A 20,690-nucleotide genomic window follows, 5' to 3' on the forward strand; every position below is an offset into this window, starting at 1 on the left:
CTCGGTAGCTCAGTCGGTAGAGCAGAGGACTGAAAATCCTCGTGTCGGCGGTTCGATTCCGTCCCGAGCCACCATTTACTTTAATAAAATACGCCGGCTTAGCTCAATTGGTAGAGCAACTGACTTGTAATCAGTAGGTTGGGGGTTCAAGTCCTCTAGCCGGCACCATGTAAGTTTCGGAGGGGTAGCGAAGTGGCTAAACGCGGCGGACTGTAAATCCGCTCCTTCGGGTTCGGCAGTTCGAATCTGCCCCCCTCCACCATTTACATAGGGGCATAGTTTAAAGGTAGAACTGAGGTCTCCAAAACCTCCAGTGTGGGTTCGATTCCTACTGCCCCTGCCAAATATATTTACACAACATGGCGGTTGTGGCGAAGTGGTTAACGCACCGGATTGTGGCTCCGGCATTCGTGGGTTCGATTCCCATCAGTCGCCCCATTTTTATTTTTAAAATTATAAATAATCTAATTGATACTTACATATAATTAAGTAAGAATTCGATGGGCTATAGCCAAGCGGTAAGGCAACGGACTTTGACTCCGTCATGCGCTGGTTCGAATCCAGCTAGCCCAGCCATTTTTGCGGAAGTAGTTCAGTGGTAGAATACAACCTTGCCAAGGTTGGGGTCGCGGGTTCGAATCCCGTCTTCCGCTCCAATGAAATTTAATATGGCGGCATAGCCAAGTGGTAAGGCAGAGGTCTGCAAAACCTTTATCACCGGTTCAAATCCGGTTGCCGCCTTTTCTTTTGTGCCGATGTGGCGGAATTGGCAGACGCGCACGACTCAAAATCGTGTTCCTTCGGGAGTGTCGGTTCGACCCCGACCATCGGTATCATGAACGGCGTAACATCAAGGCTCTACACTAATTGTGTAGAGTTTTTTTGTATTTTCTTCACACGACAAAATAAGCACAAAAAGTGAGTAAACGTAGAACATTATTAACAGAAGATGGTAACCACTGATGAAGAAGCATTGAATTTATTTTATACTGGTTGCCAACTTCGAAATTTAAGACCTCACACAATAAAATGAAGCGTTTATTTGAACGACTGAACGTTAAAAATTGATCCACCTTATTTACTTTTCAAAAGATAAGTATAAAATTTTTCTCGATCAAAGCACATACTATACAGTTGGAGTAAACTGTGAAACACTAAAAGGATAAAAACTAACAGTCGTTTTTATCCCTTTATAAAGAATTGCTCCAACCTGGTGACATGAAGTTAAATCCGACACCACCAGTAGATATTAGCACATGATCAGCTGGTAATTTTGTAATTTCTAAAAACTTCTTTTCAAATTCTTCTCTGTTGTACTTGTACATAGTTGAGTGACACGACCACATTTGCGTTGAAGTACTCAACCAGTCCCCTAATTCCTTTAATTCAGGAAACGACTCAAATTGAATTGGTTCATCTAATTCCATGAATCTCACTTGATAGATAGTTGGGTTTAGTTTTTCTCCTATCCCTTTAAGACCATGTGCTTTTTTCTCATTTGAATGTGTCATAATAACTCTCTCCCATCCTTCTTTCAAATTTGTGGATTCCAAAAAAATTTCTATTTTAATTATACAGCAACAGAAAGTAATTAGGGGGACGTTATGGGAAATTATCCCTTTATCTTATTGTTTAGCGAGAGATAATAAAATAAGAAAAAATAAGAAATGAAATAGGATAAACTTAATTAAGGGAGAGAAATGAAAATAAAAAGTATCAGTTATTTATTGTGATTCCATTTTGGCTCCGTTTCATTTTAATTTATCATGTTTAAAGAAGCTCAAAGATTTTAAAATGCTTAAAATAAAGGATTTTAAGGGGAGCAATTTATATAACTATATAAAATTCACCTAAAAAGACTCAAAATCGTGTTCCTTCGGGGGTGTCGGTTCATCGGTATTGGCGATGTTAGAGTCTTCTTTGCTAAATTATGTTATGTGATTCTAAAATTCGTAATAAACGTAGGAATTCATGTATAATATAACTTGTTGAAAGAACCAAATGATAGTGATTTATATTATGTCTGTAATATGAATCAAAAATGAACTTTTTATATTTCTTTTAAAAATGTGTTGAATACACATTATATTTTATATTAATATTTTTATGTAGATTTAAAACGGGAAAGAGAGTGGAAAGTATGGGTCGTAAATGGAATAATATTAAAGATAAAAAAGCATCAAAAGATGCAAATACAAGCCGTATATACGCGAAATTTGGACGTGAAATTTATGTGGCAGCAAAACAAGGCGAGCCAGATCCAGAATCAAACCAAGCGTTAAGAGTCGTATTAGAGCGTGCGAAAACATATAATGTACCAAGAACAATTATTGATCGTGCAGTGGAAAAAGCAAAAGGCGGTTCAGAGGAAAATTATGATGAGCTTCGTTATGAAGGATTTGGGCCAAATGGAGCTATGGTTATTGTAGATACACTTACAAATAACGTAAACCGTACTGCAGCAGATGTACGAGCTGCCTTTAGCAAAAACAGTGGTAACATGGGTGTAAACGGCTCTGTAGCTTACATGTTTGATGCGACAGCTGTTATCGGCCTTGAAGGTAAAACATCAGATGAAGTTCTTGAAATTTTAATGGAAGCAGATGTAGATGCACGTGACATTCTAGAAGAAGAAGATGCTGTTATTGTGTATGCTGAACCAGATCAATTCCATTCAGTACAATCTGCACTTAAAGGTGCTGGCGTTGAGGAATTTACAGTTGCAGAATTAACAATGCTTGCACAAAGTGATGTAACACTTCCTGAAGATGCTCAAGTACAATTTGAGAAAATGGTTGATGCATTAGAAGATTTAGAAGATGTGCAACAAGTTTACCACAACGTAGACTTAGGAGAATAATACGATAGAAGCCTCTGTTCGTTTAACGAATAGGGGCTTTTTTTATGAGGTTAATTAAGGTGCTGAGTTAGTAAAGGTATTTTGTTGTAGACAGGGGAATATGCTTATAGGGATATGTGAAATTTTCATTATTGCTAGGAGGCGTAATATGGAACATAAAACACCAAAGCATATCGTTGCAGTAGCAGGCTATTTAACCAATGAAAAAAATGAGGTGTTATTAGTAAAGGTACACTGGCGAGCTGATACGTGGGAAATACCTGGAGGACAGGTAGAAGAAGGGGAAGCGCTCGATCAAGCTGTTTGTAGGGAAATAAAAGAGGAAACAGGATTAACGGTGAAGCCTATCGGTATTACAGGGGTTTATTATAATGCTTCTATGCATATTTTATCTGTCGTTTTTAAAGTGGCATATGTGAGCGGTGAAATAAAAATTCAGCCTGAAGAAATACAAGAGGCTAAATTTGTTGTTTTAAATGAAGAGAACATAGATGAGTATATAACGCGTCCTCATATGAAATCCAGAACGCTTGATGCGATGAGAGCAACACATTTTATTCCGTATGAAACGTGGGAAGTGCAGCCATATAACTTAATAGGAAGATTGTAAAGAAAAGAGTAGCCGATTTGAGATACAATCAAATTACTACTCTTTTTTGTATACTGTTTAAGAAAAAGGTCAAAATAATAATAGTGGCAGTATTGATTTTTAGAACGTTTGTTCTGTATAATATATGATGTATTATATACATTTAGATTACTAGATACTCAAAAGTATATATATTTGTAGATGATATAATGAAAGTATAAAGTGAACATAAGGTGTTTTAATAGGGAAGTATAATAGCCTTAAAGTATACTCTGTTATTTGGGCGTTAGCATAATCTATATTCGATATTTCAGATGAATAGTAGATAAAAAAAGACTGTGATACAATACTTTTTTATACCTTACAATGATGTAAGGTACGTGTAAGAGAAATCGATGGGATATTTTTTTGCAACAAGGTATTCTTAAAGTAAGAGTTATACGCTGTGTGGAAAAGAGGTGTTTAAGATGAAAGAACGAGTATTATCTAGGGTGAACTATCATCAAAAAGTTGCATTAAATCCAATGACTAAATTTTTTTATAAAGCCATTATTTTATTATTATTGTTAAGTTTTACGTTATTATTCATTGGAAATGTAATGATCGAGCAGAGTGATATTAGTAAATTACATGTACCGGCTAAGTTAGAGGTGCCAGAATCGTTAACACATGCATTCATTGCAACAGAAGATAAAAGGTTTTATCATCATAACGGTTTAGATTATATAGCGATTATCAGGGCGTCTGTTGAGAATATAAAAGCTGGTGGTGTTGTGCAAGGAGGAAGCACAATTACACAGCAATTATCCAAAAATGCTTTTTTAACGAATGAACGTACATTTTCTCGTAAGTGGAAAGAAATTTTTTACACGAAAAAAATTGAACGCACATTTACGAAGGATGAAATTTTAAAATTGTATGTAAGTAATATTTATTACGGAGAAGGAGCATGGGGAATTGAAAAGGCAGCAAACCTTTACTTTGGTAAAAAGGTGAGCCAATTAACGTTGGCTGAAAGTGCAATGATGGCTGCTGTAGTAAAGGCACCAGCTTATTACTCACCTGCACAAAATTACGATAAAGCAGTTGAGAGACGGAATGTAGTTTTGAGGTTAATGGAGAAAGAAGGCTATATCAATCATGATGAGTATGTGCAAGCAGTTAGTGAGAAATTAGTAATCCGTCATGATATAAAAACAGAGCAGTCGATGTTAAATAATGCACGTGAAAAAGCAGTAAGCTAAGGGAAGTTCCTATATAGGAACTTCTTTTTTTGAATAATTTGTGACAAATTGTGACACAATATCGTCACAAATGTTGTATTTTTGTAATTTATGTGAGCGTGTTCATTGCGTGATATATGTAAGTATTGATATTATGTGTATTGTGTACAATGCTGTATACAGAATATGAATTTAAAGAGGAATGTATATGAAATCATCGAACAAACTCATGGCTCTTGGTATAGTTTTTTCCATTGCAGTATTGATTGTAATCGGAACGATTGCGTATAGCATCATAAATGACAAAAAAGATAAAGGGAATGAGATGTTTGCTTATTCCACACAACAATCTTTAGGGAAAGATGATGCTCCGGTTAAGGTAGTTGAATTTGGAGACTTCAAATGTCCTGCTTGTCGTACTTGGGATGTAACAGTATTACCACGATTAAAAGAAGAGTATATAGATAAAGGTAAAGTGCAGTTATATTTTATTAACTTCCCATTTATCGGAAAAGACTCTGATTTAGGTGCAGCAGCTGGTGAAGCAATTTATAAGCAAGATAAAGATTCATTCTGGATTTTCTATGATGAGATTTATCAAAGTCAAAAGAAAGACACGGAAGAATGGATTACAGAAGAATTACTTCTTAACATTGTGAAAGAAAAGCTTCCGAAAGTTGATGTAGAGCAATTTAAAAAAGATTTACATAATAAAGAAATGAAAGAAAAAGTACGTAAAGATTCAGATCGTGCTCAAAAATTAAAAGTACAAGGCGCTCCTTCAGTATATATAAATGGAAATCTTGCAAATCCTGATTTCGATAGTATGAAGAAGGCAATTGATAAAGAATTGAAAAAGTGATGAGATACTCATCACTTTTTCGACTTTTTTCGATAAAATTCTTGCTTCCGATTTTTTTACATGCTATACTACTTTACATAAGTTATTCTAATATCTTATATGTATTTCATATTTGCGGGTGTAGTTTAGTGGTAAAACAAGAGCCTTCCAAGCTCTGGTCGAGAGTTCGATTCTCTTCACCCGCTCCAAATTTTATTTAATGTTTTTCTATAAATTGTGATCAACGCAGTGTTTCGTTTCCGAGATAAACGAGGCATTGCGTTTTTTAATGTTTGAAAAGCGTGATTGTATGCGAAAATAGAAGTAAAGAATAGTATTCCAAAAGTGAATTGCTAACCAATAGATTGTTACATAAGGGATGGATTCATCTGAGGAGGCGATTAGGAATGAATTTTGAACAATTAAAGCAAGATGTCATTGCGTATAGTAAAACAATTGGTATAGATAAAATAGGCTTTGCTAGTGCTTCACCATTTGAAGAATTAAAGCAGCGTTTAATCCAGCAGCAACAATTAAATTATCAATCTGGATTTGAAGAGCCTGATATAGAAAAGAGAACGAACCCACAGCTGCTATTGCCTGGTGCGAAATCAATTATTGCGATTGCATTAGCGTATCCTTCAAAATTAAAAAATGCACCATTAAGTAAGCGTGGAGAACGCCGCGGGATTTTTTGTCGTGCTTCTTGGGGACAAGATTATCATCTTGTTTTACGAGATCGTTTGCAAAAATTAGAAGCATATTTAATTGAAAAACTTCCCGATATAGAAGTTAAGTCAATGGTTGATACGGGTGAATTAAGTGATCGAGCTGTTTCGGAGCGTGCCGGTATTGGTTGGAGCGGTAAGAATTGCGCTATTATTACACCTGAATTTGGTTCGTATGTATATTTAGGAGAAATGATTACAAACGTTCCATTCCCACCAGACCAACCGATTGAAGATCAATGCGGGGGCTGTACAAAATGTATTGATATTTGTCCTACAGGTGCTTTAATACAAGGAGGACAGTTAGATTCGAAGAAATGTATTGCATTTTTAACACAGACGAAAGGATTCCTACCGGAAGAATATCGCGACAAAATAGGAAATCGTATTTATGGATGTGATACATGTCAGACAGTTTGTCCAAAAAATAAAGGAATGGATTTTCATAATCATCCTGAGATGGAACCAGATCCTGAGTTAGTTAAGCCGTTATTAACACCACTTTTAACAATTAGTAATCGTGATTTTAAAGAGAAATATGGAATTATGTCTGGTTCATGGAGAGGTAAAAAGCCGTTGCAACGAAATGCGATTTTGGCACTTGCACATTTTAAAGAAGCATCAGCAATTCCTGATTTAATAGGTGTTATGAAAGATGATCCAAGACCAGTACTTCGCGGAACAGCAGCGTGGGCACTTGGGAAAATTGGTGGAGACGGCGTGGGCGAAGCTATTGAAAAAGCGATGCAACGTGAGAAAGACGAAGAGGTTCTTCATGAAATGAATCGCGGACTTGAATTGTTAGCACAGAAAAAAGAGTAGATAATATCTCCCTTTTTCATATTGTAATATGGGGGGAGACGAAATGGTTGTAAAAATAAATATTGAAAAGCAGGTACAACAATTTTTATTATATATAACAGAGAAACGAACAAATGTAGATGGTATTGCTGAAGATTTATTACAAATAGCACAGAGAAAGAAGCAATTGTTTCAAAAGCGTAATGCACATATAGTGAAAGCAACTGCGGACGTTTCTTTCATAAGACAATTAAATAATAGCAATCATCAAGAAGTTGATTATCAAATACACTTTAAATATTTAATTAAGCATAAAGAATTATTTTATATCGAAGAGGAACAATTAAAACGAAGAGTTTGTTTAAATAATAGCCGGGTAATAGGTGATTATGCTATTGAAGTGCCAGAAGCAGTTGGAATGAGTGAGACATTAGAAAGGGAAATTATAAAAGAGAAGTACGGTTCTTATCAGTATAACCGTTTAGAGGCAGTTAAATATGCGGAACGTTGGTGGGATGATCGAAACCCTGTATATCGTAATTTCCCGGATAATTGTACGAATTTTATTTCTCAATGTCTTCATACTGGAGAAGTACCAATGAATGGATATCCTAATATTCGTAAAGGATGGTGGCAAAGGGAGAATCAGTGGAGTTGGAGCTGGGCTGTCGCACACTCTTTTTATTGGTATTTGTCAGGTGCTACAACAGGGCTTCGAGCAGAAGCAGTAGAAAGACCAGAGGACCTTATTCTTGGTGATGTCATCGCTTATGATTTTGAGGATGATGGTAGGTGGAATCATACGACAATTGTAGTAGCGAAAGACGCAGATGGTATGCCACTTGTAAATGCACATTCAGCAAATAGCCGCCGGCGTTATTGGAACTATGAAGATTCTAGTAAATATACACCACAAATGAAATATAAATTCTTTCATATTATTAATGGGTAGAGATTTTTCGCTCAAGTGGTATAATACGTAGTAGACAAAAAACAGAGGTGAATATCGCGTGGGAGTACATGTTGTTTTATATCAACCAGAAATTCCAGCAAATACAGGGAATATTGCTCGTACTTGTGCAGCAACTGGAACAGAATTACATTTGATTAGACCGCTTGGATTTTCAACGGATGATAAAATGTTAAAGCGTGCAGGATTAGATTATTGGCAGCACGTGAAAATTACGTATTATGATTCAATTGAAGAGTTTTATGAGAAAAATAAAGACGGTGAATTCTTCTATTTAACAAAGTATGGCGAGAAAGCTCATACAGCGTTTGATTATAGTAAACGTGAGAAGGATTACTATTTTGTATTTGGAAGAGAAACAAACGGCTTACCAGCTAATGTAATCGAAGAAAACTTCGATCATTGTTTACGTATTCCAATGACTGATAAAGTGCGCTCATTAAATTTATCTAATACAGCAGCTATTTTAATTTATGAAGCGTTCCGCCAACAAAATTATCCAGGATTAGATTTAGAAATTGTTTATTAAAAGTCGCCATATGGCGACTTTTTTTCTGAAAATAAAAATAAATATGTAATCATACATTTAAAAAAGGGTACATATTCATATAGAATGGGATATATGAATAAAAATAGATCAGACAGGTTGAGATAAATATGAAGGAACAATATCGTAATCAAAATACCTTTTTAAGTATGATAGATATGGATTTAATAAGAAGAGGATTATTACATGCTATTCAAGATTTAGTATTTATTGTGAAAGTTATTGATGATGAAACCTTTAAATATATTTATGTAAATAAGTTAGGTATGGATTATGCAAAGCTAAGTGAAGAATGTTATGGAAAAACTTTTGCAGAAGTATTACCGGAAGATACGGCGGAAATATTGCAAGTGCAATATGCAAAAGTAGCGAGCGAAGCGAAAGCGCATACCTTTTGTGATGTAGTTAGTTTACCAAAGGGTGAGATACATTATGAATCTTCACTTAATCCTGTATTTGACGAAGAAGGAGTATGCCAGTTTATTATTTGTATTACGAGGGATATTACAGCTCAAATTGAGGAGAAGATTGAGATAGAGGAAAAACAAATGTTATTTAAGTCATTACTAGAATATAATAATGACTCTATTATATCTATAGATTCTATAGGGGAAATTACATATGCAAATCCAGCAACGTATGAAATATTCGGATACCGATATGAAGAATTAAATAATAAATTTATTTTTGAATTTATTAATAAAGAATATGAAAAAGATTTTCAAATTATATTTAAAGGGGCTATGCAAGGAAGAGCAAAGCAAATTGTTTCAAAGAAATATGTTCATAAAGAAGGGTACGAGCTCTATATTTCTTTGAGAACTATTCCAATTATTGTGAATGGTGAAATTGTTGGGGTTTATATTGTTACGAGGGATGTTACAAGGCAAGTATTAAATGAGATGAGAACGGAATATTTAGCTTACTATGACCAGTTAACAGGATTAATGAATAGAATTTCATGTACAAATAAGTTAAATGATTTCTTAAATGAGAAGGTAGATTTTGCGTTTATCTTTATAGACTTAGATGAATTTCATCTTATTAATGATACGTTTGGTCATAAAGAAGGAGATAAAGTATTACAAAAAGTTACAGAATGTTTAAGTAGTCTCCAAATAGACGGTATGCACTTATTTAGAGAACACGATGATCAATTTGTTATGTTAATAGAAAATATAACGAAAGAACGTGTAGAGGTAGTTGCAAACAACATACTAGAAAGGATTAGTGAGCATTTTGTAATACAAGAAGAGGACGTGTATTTAAGTGCGTCAATTGGAATTGTAATGGCCCCAACAGATGGAAAAGATGAAAAAATATTATTCCAAAGAGTTGATGCTGCTTTGGAAAAAGCAAAAGAAAAAGGAAAAGGGCATTATCATTTTTATGGCAATGGATTAGATTGTGAGCGTGAACAAAGATTTATAATAGAAAACCAATTACATCGTGCTATAGAAAAAAATGAATTCTTTTTATATTATCAGCCACAAATTAATATTGAAACGAAAAAAATAGCTAGTATGGAAGCCTTAATAAGGTGGGAGAATAAAGAATTAGGATTTGTCCTTCCCAATCAATTTATTCCGCTAGCAGAAAGAACAGGATTTATTATTAAGCTTGATGAATGGGTAGTAAATGAAGTGTGTCAGCAAATACGTGAATGGTTAAATAAAGGATATGAAGTTGTCCCGATCGCAGTTAATATTTCAGCCAGGCACTTTCGCTCTATTACATTAATAGAAATGATTACACGTGCTTTACATAAGTACAATGTACCAGCCCATTTATTAGCGATAGAGGTTACAGAAGGAGCCCTTATACATAAAGATATATCGAAAAGAGTATTGCTACAATTAAAAGAACAAAATTTAAAGATTCATTTAGATGATTTTGGGACAGGATATTCATCTTTAAGTTATTTAAAAACGTATCCAATTGATACTTTGAAAATTGATCGTTCTTTTATGGAAGGAATACATGTAGATGAACGCGATACGAATATTACAGCTGCAATTATTCATTTAGCTCATACTTTAGAATTGAATGTAATCGCAGAGGGAGTAGAAAGAACGGAACAAATACAGTTTTTGAAGGAAAAGAATGTGAAGCTTGTACAAGGTTATTATTATAGTAGACCGCTATCAAAATATGATGTGGAAAATACATATTACAAATGATTGATAAAGAAAAAAGTGATGTGCTAAAAAGCACATCACTTTTTATGTGTACCTGGTTTATCATTGTAACCAGATGTAAAAATGGCTGTAAGAAATGTGAGTGATACACCTAAAATCAATAATAATTTCATACTAATATCCTCCTTACGTTTTCGGTTTATGAATCCTAATTATTATTCGAAATGTATGTAAGGTTCTTGGAAGAAAAGAATTTATTTATAATGAATAGCGGTGTAAAAACTTTAATACCTATATTATACAGAATTTTCTTTGAATTTTGGAGAGAATTTTATATGACTACTATATATTTCATTTTGATTTAAAGAATGTTTGAGGACATCCTAGCATACCTTTTATAATAATCCGATTGAACAAGGAGATGGGGGAGGAGCTATAATGGATATTCTTAAAAAAATTGAACAGCATCGAGAAGCAGAAGAACGCTTACAATGGGAAGGTACGTTTGCGGAGTATTTAGAGCTTGTGAAGGAAAGACCATGGGTGGCTCAAACAGCACACTCTCGCATTTACAATATGATAAAAGACGCTGGAATTGAAGAAGTTGATGGTAGAAGAAAGTATAATTTCTTTAGTAATCAGCTATTTGGATTAGAGGATGCTTTAGAACGCCTTGTAGAGGAATATTTTCATCCATCTGCAAAACGATTAGATGTTAGAAAACGTATTTTATTATTAATGGGTCCTGTTAGTGGAGGGAAATCAACATTAGTTACGATGTTGAAACGAGGATTAGAAACTTATTCAAGAACAGATCGCGGAGCAATCTTTGCAATTAAAGGTTGCCCAATGCATGAAGATCCACTTCATTTAATTCCGCATCATTTACGAGATGATTTCTTTGATGAGTATGGGGTTAGAATTGAAGGGAATCTATCACCATTAAATGTGATGCGTTTAGAACAAGAATATGGGTCAAGAATTGAGGATGTAGTCGTAGAGCGTATTTTCTTCTCGGAAGATCGTCGTACAGGGATTGGTACATTTAGTCCTTCAGATCCGAAGTCACAAGATATTGCTGACTTAACAGGTAGTCTTGACTTCTCTACAATTGCAGAATATGGTTCAGAATCAGATCCTCGAGCGTATCGCTTTGATGGAGAATTAAATAAGGCGAACCGGGGAATGATGGAATTCCAAGAGATGTTAAAATGTGATGAGAAATTTTTATGGCATTTATTATCCCTTACGCAAGAAGGGAATTTCAAAGCAGGAAGATTTGCGCTTATTTCAGCAGATGAATTAATCGTAGCGCATACGAACGAAACAGAGTATCGTTCCTTTATAGCAAATAAGAAAAATGAAGCATTACATTCACGTATTATCGTAATGCCAGTCCCATACAATTTACGAGTTAGTGAAGAAGAACATATTTATGAAAAAATGATTCGTGAAAGTGACGTGTCCGATGTGCACATTGCACCGCACACACTTCGAGTTGCAGCAATGTTTACGATTTTAACTCGATTAAAAGATCCGAAGCGTCCAGATATTGATTTAATTAAAAAGATGCGTTTGTATGATGGAGAAACGGTAGAAGGTTATAATGCGATTGATGTAGAGGAGTTGCAACGCGAATATCAAGATGAAGGTATGAAAGGTATTGACCCTCGTTACGTTATTAACCGAATTTCATCTACAATTATTCGAAAAGAGGTACCTTCTATTAACGCTCTAGATGTGCTTAGATCGTTAAAAGATGGGTTGGATCAGCATCCATCGATTAGTAATGAAGACCGAGAGCGTTATATGAATTTTATCTCATTAGCTAGAAAAGAATACGATGAAATCGCTAAGAAAGAAGTACAAAAAGCGTTTGTTTATTCGTATGAAGAATCCGCTAAGACACTTATGGATAATTACTTAGATAACGTTGAGGCGTACTGCAATAAGTCGAAATTACGTGATCCGTTAACAGGGGAAGAAATGAGCCCAGATGAAAAATTAATGCGCTCAATTGAGGAGCAAATTGGAATCTCAGAAAATGCTAAAAAAGCATTCCGGGAAGAAATATTAATTCGCATCTCTGCTTATGCACGTAAAGGGAAACGCTTCGATTATAATTCGCACGAACGTCTTCGTGAAGCGATTCAGAAGAAGCTATTTGCTGATTTAAAAGATATAGTGAAAATCACAACATCAACGAAAACACCAGACGAAAATCAGCTGAAGAAAATCAATGATGTTGTTGCACGTTTAATTGATGAGCACGGCTATAATTCTTCTTCAGCAAATGAATTATTACGCTATGTAGGTAGCCTGTTAAATCGATAGTTTGATAACAAAACGCTGTCTCTTGTATTTTGCGGGACAGCGTTTTATTATCCGTTCATATGTGTAAAGTGTCATACCTTGTCCAAATATAATAAATTAAGATGCAATTTTATGAATTTATTGTCAATTATTTTTACAATATGCATATGATAGAGTAACCAACCATTCATACGAAAAAAGCCAACACAATACAATATGTTGCAAAGTGAAAATGTGTGCAACAATGCATTGTGTTTCTTTCTTATCGACGGTTAAATGTCATTTCTATTATGTGAGTGGCAAAATTTTGTTTAGGATGCTCGGAGTATTATATGAAAAACGTTATATATGTTTATGGGATGATTTTCGATGGGCAGTTACCTTTCATTCTAGCTGGCACAGTATAAAACAAAATTTTTAGCTTGCTGTTCATATAGGAAGACAATTACAGTAAGGAGGGAAAGAAATGGGTGAAGAAAACCAACCAAATTATACGATTTCACAGGAAAACTGGTCCCTCCATCGCAAAGGATATGACGACCAACAACGCCATCAAGAAAAAGTACAAGAGGCAATTAAGAATAATTTACCCGATCTTGTAACAGAAGAAAGCATTGTTATGTCTAATGGTAAGGATGTTGTAAAAATACCAATTCGTTCTTTAGATGAATATAAGATTAGGTACAATTATGATAAAAACAAACACGTTGGGCAAGGAAATGGTGACAGCAAAGTTGGTGATGTCGTTGCGAGAGATGGATCAGGTGGTCAAAAACAAAAAGGACCAGGAAAAGGGCAAGGGGCAGGAGATTCAGCTGGAGAAGATTATTATGAAGCTGAAGTTTCTATTCTAGAATTAGAGCAAGCGTTTTTCAAAGAGTTAGAACTGCCTAATTTGAAGAGAAAAGAAATAGATGAAAATCGGATTGAACATGTTGAATTTAATGATATTAGAAAAACAGGATTATGGGGCAACATCGATAAGAAAAGAACGATGATATCCGCATATAAACGAAATGCGATGCGTGGTAAAGCATCCTTCCATCCAATTCATCAAGAAGATTTAAAGTTCCGCACTTGGAATGAAGTATTAAAGCCAGATTCTAAAGCGGTTGTATTAGCAATGATGGATACGAGTGGATCAATGGGAATATGGGAGAAATATATGGCACGTAGCTTCTTTTTCTGGATGACGAGATTTCTACGAACGAAGTATGAAACAGTAGATATTGAATTTATTGCCCATCATACAGAAGCTAAAGTAGTTACAGAAGAAGAATTTTTCTCAAAAGGAGAAAGTGGTGGAACAATATGTTCTTCTGTATACAAAAAAGCACTCGAGCTAATTGATAATAAATACTCACCAGACCGCTATAATATTTATCCATTCCATTTTTCAGACGGTGATAATTTAACATCAGATAATGCTAGATGTGTAAAGCTTGTTGAAGAGTTAATGAAGAAGTGTAATATGTTTGGATATGGGGAAGTGAACCAGTACAACCGCCATAGTACCCTCATGTCAGCCTATAAAAATATTAAAGATGAGAATTTCAGATATTATATTTTAAAGCAAAAAGCAGATGTATTCCATGCGATGAAGAGCTTCTTTAGAGAAGAAGCTGGAGAGAAAATGGCATAACCCCTTTAAAAAGGGGTTATTTTTTAGTAAACTTTTTATTTTCCTAGTTGTCATTAAAAATGAAAATCATTATCATTTATTCGAGATGTGATTACATTTTGATTGATATATTTTGGAGGAGATGTAAAGTTGAAAAGAAAATAAATTAGATGTTAATGAGTGGTCACCTTTATTGGAGTAATATCTGTTTTGGATATAATAACCGAAAATTAATATGTTAAGAAATTACAATTTATATAACTTGGAGGAAAGTTTAAAGTGAAAAATAATAAAAGAAAACATATAAATGCAATGTTAATAGCGGCGACGTTGTCGTTGCCATTTGCTACATATTCTACGCCGGCATTGGCAGCTGTAGTAAGTGAAGCAAATAAAGCGGGACATACTTTAAAGGATGGAACGTATGATGTTGTTTTAAAGGCATATAATGAAAAAACAAATGAAGAATCGCGAGCTACAACGTATATAAAAGAACCAAAAGTAACAATTGAGAACGGTAAAAAAATTGTAACAGCTACGCTAAATGATAGTGATTTTTTCCAATATCTTAAGGTAGAAGATAGTCAAAATCCTGGTACTTTACATGATGTGAAAGTACTATCAGAAGATAAGAGAAAAAATGGAACAAAAGTGATTCAGTTCGAAATTGGAGAACTAGGAAAAAGATATAAAATGCAAATGCATATTTTCATTCCATCTATGGGATATGATGAAAAATATCAAGTGCAGTTTGAAGTAAATACAGTTCATGCAGAAAATAACACTGTAGAAGAATCGAAAGAGAAAAAAGAAGAGCAACAACAAGCGAAAAACATAATATCTGATAATAAATTACAACAATATATTAATAAAAGTGTTTTACAACGAGCAGATATAAATGCACCTATTACTGAGGAAGAGGCAGCACAAATTAAAGAGTTGAAAGTATACTCAGGAAAAGGTATCGAGAGTTTAGAAGGTTTGCAATATATGGTGAATCTAGAAGCATTTGAATTGGATGAGTCTAATGTAAAAGATATATCACCAGTATCAAGTCTAAAAAAATTAAAAACAATGAAGTTATATTTGAATCCAATCGAAAATATTGAACCTATTTCTCAACTAGAAAAACTACAATTCTTAACTTTACGTGATAATAAAATTAGTGATTTAACACCATTAAGCCAGTTGAAAAAAGTAAAAGCATTAGATTTGATTGGAAATGAAATCACGGATATTAAGCCGCTATTTTCAATGGATTCTGTAACTAAATTATATTTAAGTAATAATAAAATCAGTGATCTGACAGATCTTGAGAAATTAGCTAATTTACGCTTATTATGGATAGGGAATAATTATATTGATAATTTGACGGAAATTAGCAAATTGACAAATCTTGTTGAACTAGAAGTTGCAAATGCTGAAATAAGAGATCTGACACCATTAGCAAAAATGGAACAGTTACAATCGTTGGATTTAGAACAAAATTATATTTCTGATATTTCACCAATTAGTAACTTAAATAATTTATATTCTTTAAATTTAATAGCGAATGAAATTAGAGATATTAGACCAGTGAAAGAGTTAGCGAAAAAGATTTCTATTAAACTTCAGCGACAAAAAATCTTTTTAAGTGATGGAGTAGTCAATGAATATATAAAAATTCCTATATGCGATTTAAATGGTGAAATCCTTCAAAATATTAGATGGCAGGGCGAGGAAGGAACGCTTAATAATGGATTTGTTCAATGGAATAGTACGGGAGAAAAAATATATGAATTTAATTTAGAAACAGCTCCTTATGAAAAAAAAATACTATTCAATGGGACAGTTTACCAAAAAATTGTTGAAAAGCATGAAGATATAAATATTATTCAAGATAAAAATTTACAAAAATTCATTAATAAAAATGGTTTAGGAAGAACGAACTTAGAATCATCTATAACAAAAGAAGATTTATTACAAATTAAATCGTTAAAAATAGTTGATGGGAAAAATCAAGGCATCACAGATATTTCTGGTCTAGAATATATGACAAACATAGAAGAGTTGACTCTAGACAATGTTGAGCTGAAAAATGTGGATTTTATCTCGAGTTTGAGAAACTTGAAGACTGTAAATTTAACTTCAAATCAAATTAAAAATATTGAACCACTTTCAAAATTAGATAAGCTTGAAAAAATAGATATAAATGGTAATAATGTGACGGATATTAAACCGTTGTTTACATTAAGTGCGTTGAAAAATTTAAATGTATCTAATAATAAGCTTAATGATGCATCACTTCAAGAAATTCAACAGTTGAAGAATTTAGATGTATTAAAATTAAATCATAATGAGATTAGCAATGTAGAAGCGATCAGTGAAATAAGTATGTTGAACGAACTTGAATTGGTAGGAAATAAAGTAGTAGATATAACATCATTAAGTAAATTGAAAAATTTACAGTGGTTAGATTTATCCGATAATAAGATTCAAGATATTTCTATTTTTGCTTCAATGCTAGATTTAATTAGCTTAAAGTTACCTGGCAATGAAATTCGTGATATTAGACCGATTATACAATTATCTCAGTGGAGTACAATGGATATTAGAAGACAGAAAATTACTTTAGATGATGTGCAAGTGAACGAAGCTGTGAAGATCCCTGTTCATGATGTAGAAGGAGTACCGCTTGAGGACATTACACTGAAAAGTGAAGGCGGAATTATTAATGAAGAAGAAGGTACGATTACTTGGAGTACTCCAGGGGAGAAAGTATATGAGTTTACGTTTGATGGAAATGATTATTTGGGGTTAGGTATTTGGTTTAGTGGAGAAGTAAGACAAAACGTCGTGGAGAAACTTGAGCCAAAAGTAGATGAAGAAACAACTAAGCCAGTAGCAGAAGAAAAACCAAAAGAAGAAACAGCTAAACCAGTAGTAGAAGAAAAACCAAAAGAAGAAACAGCTAAACCAGTGGTAGAAGAAAAACTAAAAGAAGAAACAACTAAGCCGGTAGTAGAAGAACCAAAAGAAGAAACAGCTAAACCAGTGGTAGAAGAAAAACCAAAAGAAGAAACAGCTAAACCGGTGGTAGAAGAAAAGCCAAAAGAAGAAACAACTAAGCCAGTAGTAGAAGAAAAAACAAGAGAAGAAGCTAATAAACCAGTGGTAGAAGAGCAACCGAAAGAAGACAACAAATCAGCGAAAGGAAATAAATCCAATAAACAAGTGGATAATAAAAAAGAAGAGAGTAAAAACACTTTAGCTGCAACAGGTGGGCAAGAAAGCAATGTATCTTTACTTTCTGGACTAGCATTCGTTTTATCTGCAATGAGTATGTTTGTATTTAGAAAAAAATTATTTAAGAAGTAAATAATATATTGTTTTGTGTATTAAACAATAAGATTTCATGAATTTTTAAGAAGACATTATCATGGCGATTTCGATTTGAAATTTACTTATGATAGTGTCTTTTTTATAGAGGAGGAAATTAGTGGGGAATAAAGAATGTATTGGGGGAGGAGGGATGGTTATGTATGTTAGTTCTATTTTAAAGATTGAAGAGATAGCATCATTTATTGCAAGTATGAACAAGGATGCTACTCATCGTGTTGGTTATTGTGGAGATGAGAAAGCGGAGTTATTACATACAATTCTTCATGATTTTTCTGATATAGGTTGGGAAGGATCCTTTGTTGTTACTTATGAGGACAATAAAATAATTGGTGTATTAGGATTTGATGTGGATGAAGTAAAGAAATGTGCAGAAATTTGGGGACCGTTTATTATTGCAAACGATTGGAAGGAAGTTGCTTTATATATGTGGAAGGAGCTTCTAAAAAAGATGCCTTTTCATATTGAAAAATTTTATGGATTTTATCATGTGGAAAATAATAATTGTGCCCGTTTAATGAAAGATTTACATGCTAAAGAACAAGATCGACATAGTATTCTCATTTTAAATAATATTGTGGGGAAACATATTGTATGTAATGTAGAAGAGGCTTTACCACAAGTGTTTGAGCAGTTTATCGCTTTACACAATCATGTGTTTCCTAATACATATTATGAAGGAAATGAAATTATCGAACGTTTAAGTGATACGAATAAATTATTTGTAAGTATGAAGAATGATAAATTAGAAGGTTATGTATATATGGAAGTAAATCCAGAGTTTCAAGAAGCGAATATCGAATTTATTGCAACCGCTGAAAATAGTAGAAGAAAAGGTGTCGGAGAGCGGTTATTACAAAAGGCAATTCAGTATATTTTCTCCTTCCAAGGAATGAAGGAGATAGAATTATGTTTGAATACGAATAATGATCGTGCAATGAAGTTGTACAAGAAAGTAGGATTTGAGCAGAAGGCATGTTTACAATACTATATAATAGAGTGAAAACCCATTCGTATGAAAATTATATTTCATACGAATGGGTTTTATTAATCTACTTTTCCCTCAGTTATTACGGATTTAGAAGTAATTTGAGGTGCTAATCGTTACATAACCTTTTTTATTTTTTGAGAGACTTCTTTCGTTTGTGAATTAACATCTTCTTTTCGCAGCTCTTTAAAGAGTGAAATAACCATAAGAACGACTACGATAGAAAATGGTAGTGCTGCGATTATAGCTGCAATTTGTAGGGCGTTTAATCCTCCAGCTTGTAATAAAATAGCTGCAATTATCGCGATTGTTAATCCCCATATAAGTTTCAAACTATTTTTCGGTGATAAGCTTCCATTACTCGTTTGCATAGAAACAACAAATGTTGCCGAGTCGGCAGAAGTAACGAAAAATGTGGCTACTAAAATCAATCCGATAATTGTTAAAAATGTAGAGAATGGTAGGTGTGAAATAACAGCGAATAATCCAATCTCTGTCCCGTTTTTTGCGATTTCATCAGCTATGCCAAGCGATTGGAACATTTCCATATGGATAGCGGTGCCGCCAAATACTGTAAACCAAAATGTACAGATGAGAGTTGGGACTAATACAACTCCAAAAATAAATTCTTTTATTGTGCGCCCTTTAGAAATACGGGCGATGAATGTACCGACGAATGGAGACCAAGAGATCCACCATCCCCAATAGAAAATAGTCCAGTTTTCAATCCAAGAAGAAGATTTTTCATTAAATGCTCCTAAATTTAATCCCATACTAGGTAAAGCTCCGATATAAGAACCGAGTGTAGATGTGAAATATTTCATAATAAATACAGTTGGTCCTAAAAGTAAAAAAGAGACGAGTAAAATACCTGCAAGAGAGAAATTTAAGTTACTCAAATATTTAATCCCACGATCTAAGCCAGTTTGTGCACTCGTTAAATATAAAACAGCGAAGATGGCGATAAGTACGAGCTGTGTAAGTAGAGTGTTATGAATAGAAGGGAATAAATAGCTTAATCCTCCGGCGATTTGTTGAGCACCGATCCCAACAGATGGTACAATACCAAATACTGTGGCTAAAACAGCTAAAATATCGACTGTTTTTCCGATAGGAGAATTTTTCGATCGATTAAATAATGGAGTAACTGTAGCACCAATTGTGCTACCTTTTTGTTTGCGGAATGTGAAATATGCAATTGTTAAAGCAACCATTGCGTATAGTGCCCATGGAAAGAGGCCCCAGTGGAAAAATGAATATTGCATAGCGAGCTTGGCGCTTTCTTCTGTGCCTGCTTTTCCTGTTAATGGATCTGTAAAATGTGAAATCGGTTCAGTGATTCCATAAAAGAGGAGTCCGATTCCCATTCCTGCTCCAAACAACATAGATAACCAAGATGGATAACTATACTTTGGTTTTTCTCCATCTTTACTAAGACGAATGGAACCGTACTTAGAAAATGCTAAATAAGTAGCTAAAATAATCATTGCGGTCATAAGTAAAGAGTAAAACCACCCAAATTTATTGAGGATAAACGAGTTTAAGGAAGATGTAACACTTTGTAAATCATAGCCTTGTATCCAACTTGCCGGGGTAATTCCCCATATGATGAATAATGTTGTAAGCAAGATGGAGATATAAAATACACTGTTTTCTTTTTTTATCATAGAATCCCACCCTTGTTTAATAAAGT

At 33.9% G+C, this 20,690-nt stretch carries 14 protein-coding genes and 9 tRNA genes; 21 read left to right on the plus strand and 2 right to left on the minus strand.

The window, feature by feature from the left end; all coding sequences use genetic code 11:
- Positions 1-92: 92 nt before the first annotated feature.
- The 8 genes from V7S50_RS23855 to V7S50_RS23890 all read left to right on the plus strand — a co-directional run bounded on the left by V7S50_RS23855 (position 93) and on the right by V7S50_RS23890 (position 833).
- Positions 93-168, plus strand: a tRNA-Thr gene (locus V7S50_RS23855).
- A gap of 10 nt (positions 169-178) precedes the next feature.
- A tRNA-Tyr gene (locus tag V7S50_RS23860) sits at positions 179-262 on the plus strand.
- Positions 263-269: 7 nt separating this feature from the next.
- Positions 270-343: transfer RNA gene (locus V7S50_RS23865), tRNA-Trp, on the plus strand.
- 19 nt (positions 344-362) lie between these two features.
- Positions 363-438, plus strand: a tRNA-His gene (locus V7S50_RS23870).
- 63 nt (positions 439-501) lie between these two features.
- A tRNA-Gln gene (locus V7S50_RS23875) sits at positions 502-576 on the plus strand.
- 5 nt (positions 577-581) lie between these two features.
- Positions 582-656, plus strand: a tRNA-Gly gene (locus V7S50_RS23880).
- A gap of 14 nt (positions 657-670) precedes the next feature.
- Positions 671-741 (plus strand) — tRNA-Cys (locus tag V7S50_RS23885).
- A 10-nt stretch (positions 742-751) separates the two neighbouring features.
- Positions 752-833, plus strand: a tRNA-Leu gene (locus V7S50_RS23890).
- A 357-nt stretch (positions 834-1,190) separates the two neighbouring features.
- Here the strand turns inward: V7S50_RS23890 and V7S50_RS23895 are convergent.
- A complete protein-coding gene (locus V7S50_RS23895) occupies positions 1,191-1,511 on the minus strand; it encodes a DUF3884 family protein (protein ID WP_242255530.1) in 321 nt (106 codons plus the stop codon).
- A gap of 629 nt (positions 1,512-2,140) precedes the next feature.
- Between V7S50_RS23895 and V7S50_RS23900 the strand changes: the two genes are divergently transcribed.
- From V7S50_RS23900 to V7S50_RS23960, 13 genes are all read left to right on the plus strand, one after another.
- On the plus strand, positions 2,141-2,860 hold the full coding sequence (locus V7S50_RS23900; protein ID WP_000532949.1) for a YebC/PmpR family DNA-binding transcriptional regulator: 720 nt from the start codon (positions 2,141-2,143) through the stop codon (positions 2,858-2,860).
- 148 nt (positions 2,861-3,008) lie between these two features.
- A complete protein-coding gene (locus tag V7S50_RS23905; RefSeq protein ID WP_242255528.1) occupies positions 3,009-3,470 on the plus strand; it encodes an NUDIX hydrolase in 462 nt (153 codons plus the stop codon).
- 446 nt (positions 3,471-3,916) lie between these two features.
- On the plus strand, positions 3,917-4,693 hold the full coding sequence (locus tag V7S50_RS23910; protein ID WP_016089400.1) for a transglycosylase domain-containing protein: 777 nt from the start codon (positions 3,917-3,919) through the stop codon (positions 4,691-4,693).
- 187 nt (positions 4,694-4,880) lie between these two features.
- Positions 4,881-5,534, plus strand: coding sequence for a DsbA family protein (locus tag V7S50_RS23915; protein ID WP_242255521.1), 654 nt, complete (start codon positions 4,881-4,883; stop codon positions 5,532-5,534).
- Between the two features lie 114 nt (positions 5,535-5,648).
- Positions 5,649-5,722 (plus strand) — tRNA-Gly (locus V7S50_RS23920).
- Positions 5,723-5,920: 198 nt separating this feature from the next.
- Positions 5,921-7,063, plus strand: a complete 1,143-nt coding sequence (gene queG / locus V7S50_RS23925; RefSeq protein ID WP_242255518.1) for a tRNA epoxyqueuosine(34) reductase QueG — start codon at positions 5,921-5,923, stop codon at positions 7,061-7,063.
- Positions 7,064-7,106: 43 nt separating this feature from the next.
- Complete coding sequence (locus V7S50_RS23930) at positions 7,107-7,994, plus strand: amidase domain-containing protein (RefSeq protein WP_242255516.1); 888 nt, start codon at positions 7,107-7,109, stop codon at positions 7,992-7,994.
- A 58-nt stretch (positions 7,995-8,052) separates the two neighbouring features.
- Entirely contained in the window at positions 8,053-8,541 is a 489-nt protein-coding gene (gene trmL / locus V7S50_RS23935) for a tRNA (uridine(34)/cytosine(34)/5-carboxymethylaminomethyluridine(34)-2'-O)-methyltransferase TrmL (protein WP_000538147.1), read from the plus strand.
- A 128-nt stretch (positions 8,542-8,669) separates the two neighbouring features.
- Positions 8,670-10,739 carry a sensor domain-containing protein gene (locus V7S50_RS23940; RefSeq protein ID WP_063225208.1) on the plus strand — a complete coding sequence of 690 codons (2,070 nt, stop codon included), beginning with the start codon at positions 8,670-8,672 and terminating at the stop codon, positions 10,737-10,739.
- Positions 10,740-11,135: 396 nt separating this feature from the next.
- Positions 11,136-13,031, plus strand: a complete 1,896-nt coding sequence (locus tag V7S50_RS23945; RefSeq protein ID WP_000353280.1) for a PrkA family serine protein kinase — start codon at positions 11,136-11,138, stop codon at positions 13,029-13,031.
- Positions 13,032-13,476: 445 nt separating this feature from the next.
- The gene (gene yhbH / locus V7S50_RS23950) at positions 13,477-14,652 is read left to right on the plus strand and encodes a sporulation protein YhbH (RefSeq protein WP_063225207.1); all 1,176 of its coding nucleotides are present in this window, start codon (positions 13,477-13,479) and stop codon (positions 14,650-14,652) included.
- 258 nt (positions 14,653-14,910) lie between these two features.
- On the plus strand, positions 14,911-17,988 hold the full coding sequence (locus V7S50_RS23955; RefSeq protein ID WP_242255514.1) for a leucine-rich repeat domain-containing protein: 3,078 nt from the start codon (positions 14,911-14,913) through the stop codon (positions 17,986-17,988).
- Positions 17,989-18,148: 160 nt separating this feature from the next.
- Complete coding sequence (locus V7S50_RS23960) at positions 18,149-19,012, plus strand: GNAT family N-acetyltransferase (RefSeq protein ID WP_242255534.1); 864 nt, start codon at positions 18,149-18,151, stop codon at positions 19,010-19,012.
- 101 nt (positions 19,013-19,113) lie between these two features.
- Here V7S50_RS23960 and opuD read toward each other — a convergent pair whose 3' ends face one another.
- The gene (gene opuD, locus V7S50_RS23965) at positions 19,114-20,664 is read right to left on the minus strand and encodes a glycine betaine transporter OpuD (protein WP_242255512.1); all 1,551 of its coding nucleotides are present in this window, start codon (positions 20,662-20,664) and stop codon (positions 19,114-19,116) included.
- Positions 20,665-20,690 lie beyond the last annotated feature (26 nt).

Origin of the sequence: Bacillus sp. CCNWLW194, assembly GCF_037120585.1 — a bacterium.
Classification (GTDB): Bacteria; Bacillota; Bacilli; order Bacillales; family Bacillaceae_G; genus Bacillus_A; species Bacillus_A basilensis.

Bases quoted from the DNA above. Each gene is read 5' to 3' on its own strand.
- V7S50_RS23900 (WP_000532949.1), top strand. From the start codon at position 2,141: ATGGGTCGTAAATGGAATAATATTAAAGATAAAAAAGCATCAAAAGAT.
- V7S50_RS23895 (WP_242255530.1), bottom strand. From the start codon at position 1,511: ATGACACATTCAAATGAGAAAAAAGCACATGGTCTTAAAGGGATAGGA.
- V7S50_RS23910 (WP_016089400.1), top strand. From the start codon at position 3,917: ATGAAAGAACGAGTATTATCTAGGGTGAACTATCATCAAAAAGTTGCA.
- V7S50_RS23960 (WP_242255534.1), top strand. From the start codon at position 18,149: ATGTATGTTAGTTCTATTTTAAAGATTGAAGAGATAGCATCATTTATT.
- queG (WP_242255518.1), top strand. From the start codon at position 5,921: ATGAATTTTGAACAATTAAAGCAAGATGTCATTGCGTATAGTAAAACA.
- V7S50_RS23945 (WP_000353280.1), top strand. From the start codon at position 11,136: ATGGATATTCTTAAAAAAATTGAACAGCATCGAGAAGCAGAAGAACGC.
- V7S50_RS23940 (WP_063225208.1), top strand. From the start codon at position 8,670: ATGAAGGAACAATATCGTAATCAAAATACCTTTTTAAGTATGATAGAT.
- V7S50_RS23930 (WP_242255516.1), top strand. From the start codon at position 7,107: ATGGTTGTAAAAATAAATATTGAAAAGCAGGTACAACAATTTTTATTA.
- yhbH (WP_063225207.1), top strand. From the start codon at position 13,477: ATGGGTGAAGAAAACCAACCAAATTATACGATTTCACAGGAAAACTGG.
- opuD (WP_242255512.1), bottom strand. From the start codon at position 20,664: ATGATAAAAAAAGAAAACAGTGTATTTTATATCTCCATCTTGCTTACA.
- V7S50_RS23915 (WP_242255521.1), top strand. From the start codon at position 4,881: ATGAAATCATCGAACAAACTCATGGCTCTTGGTATAGTTTTTTCCATT.
- V7S50_RS23905 (WP_242255528.1), top strand. From the start codon at position 3,009: ATGGAACATAAAACACCAAAGCATATCGTTGCAGTAGCAGGCTATTTA.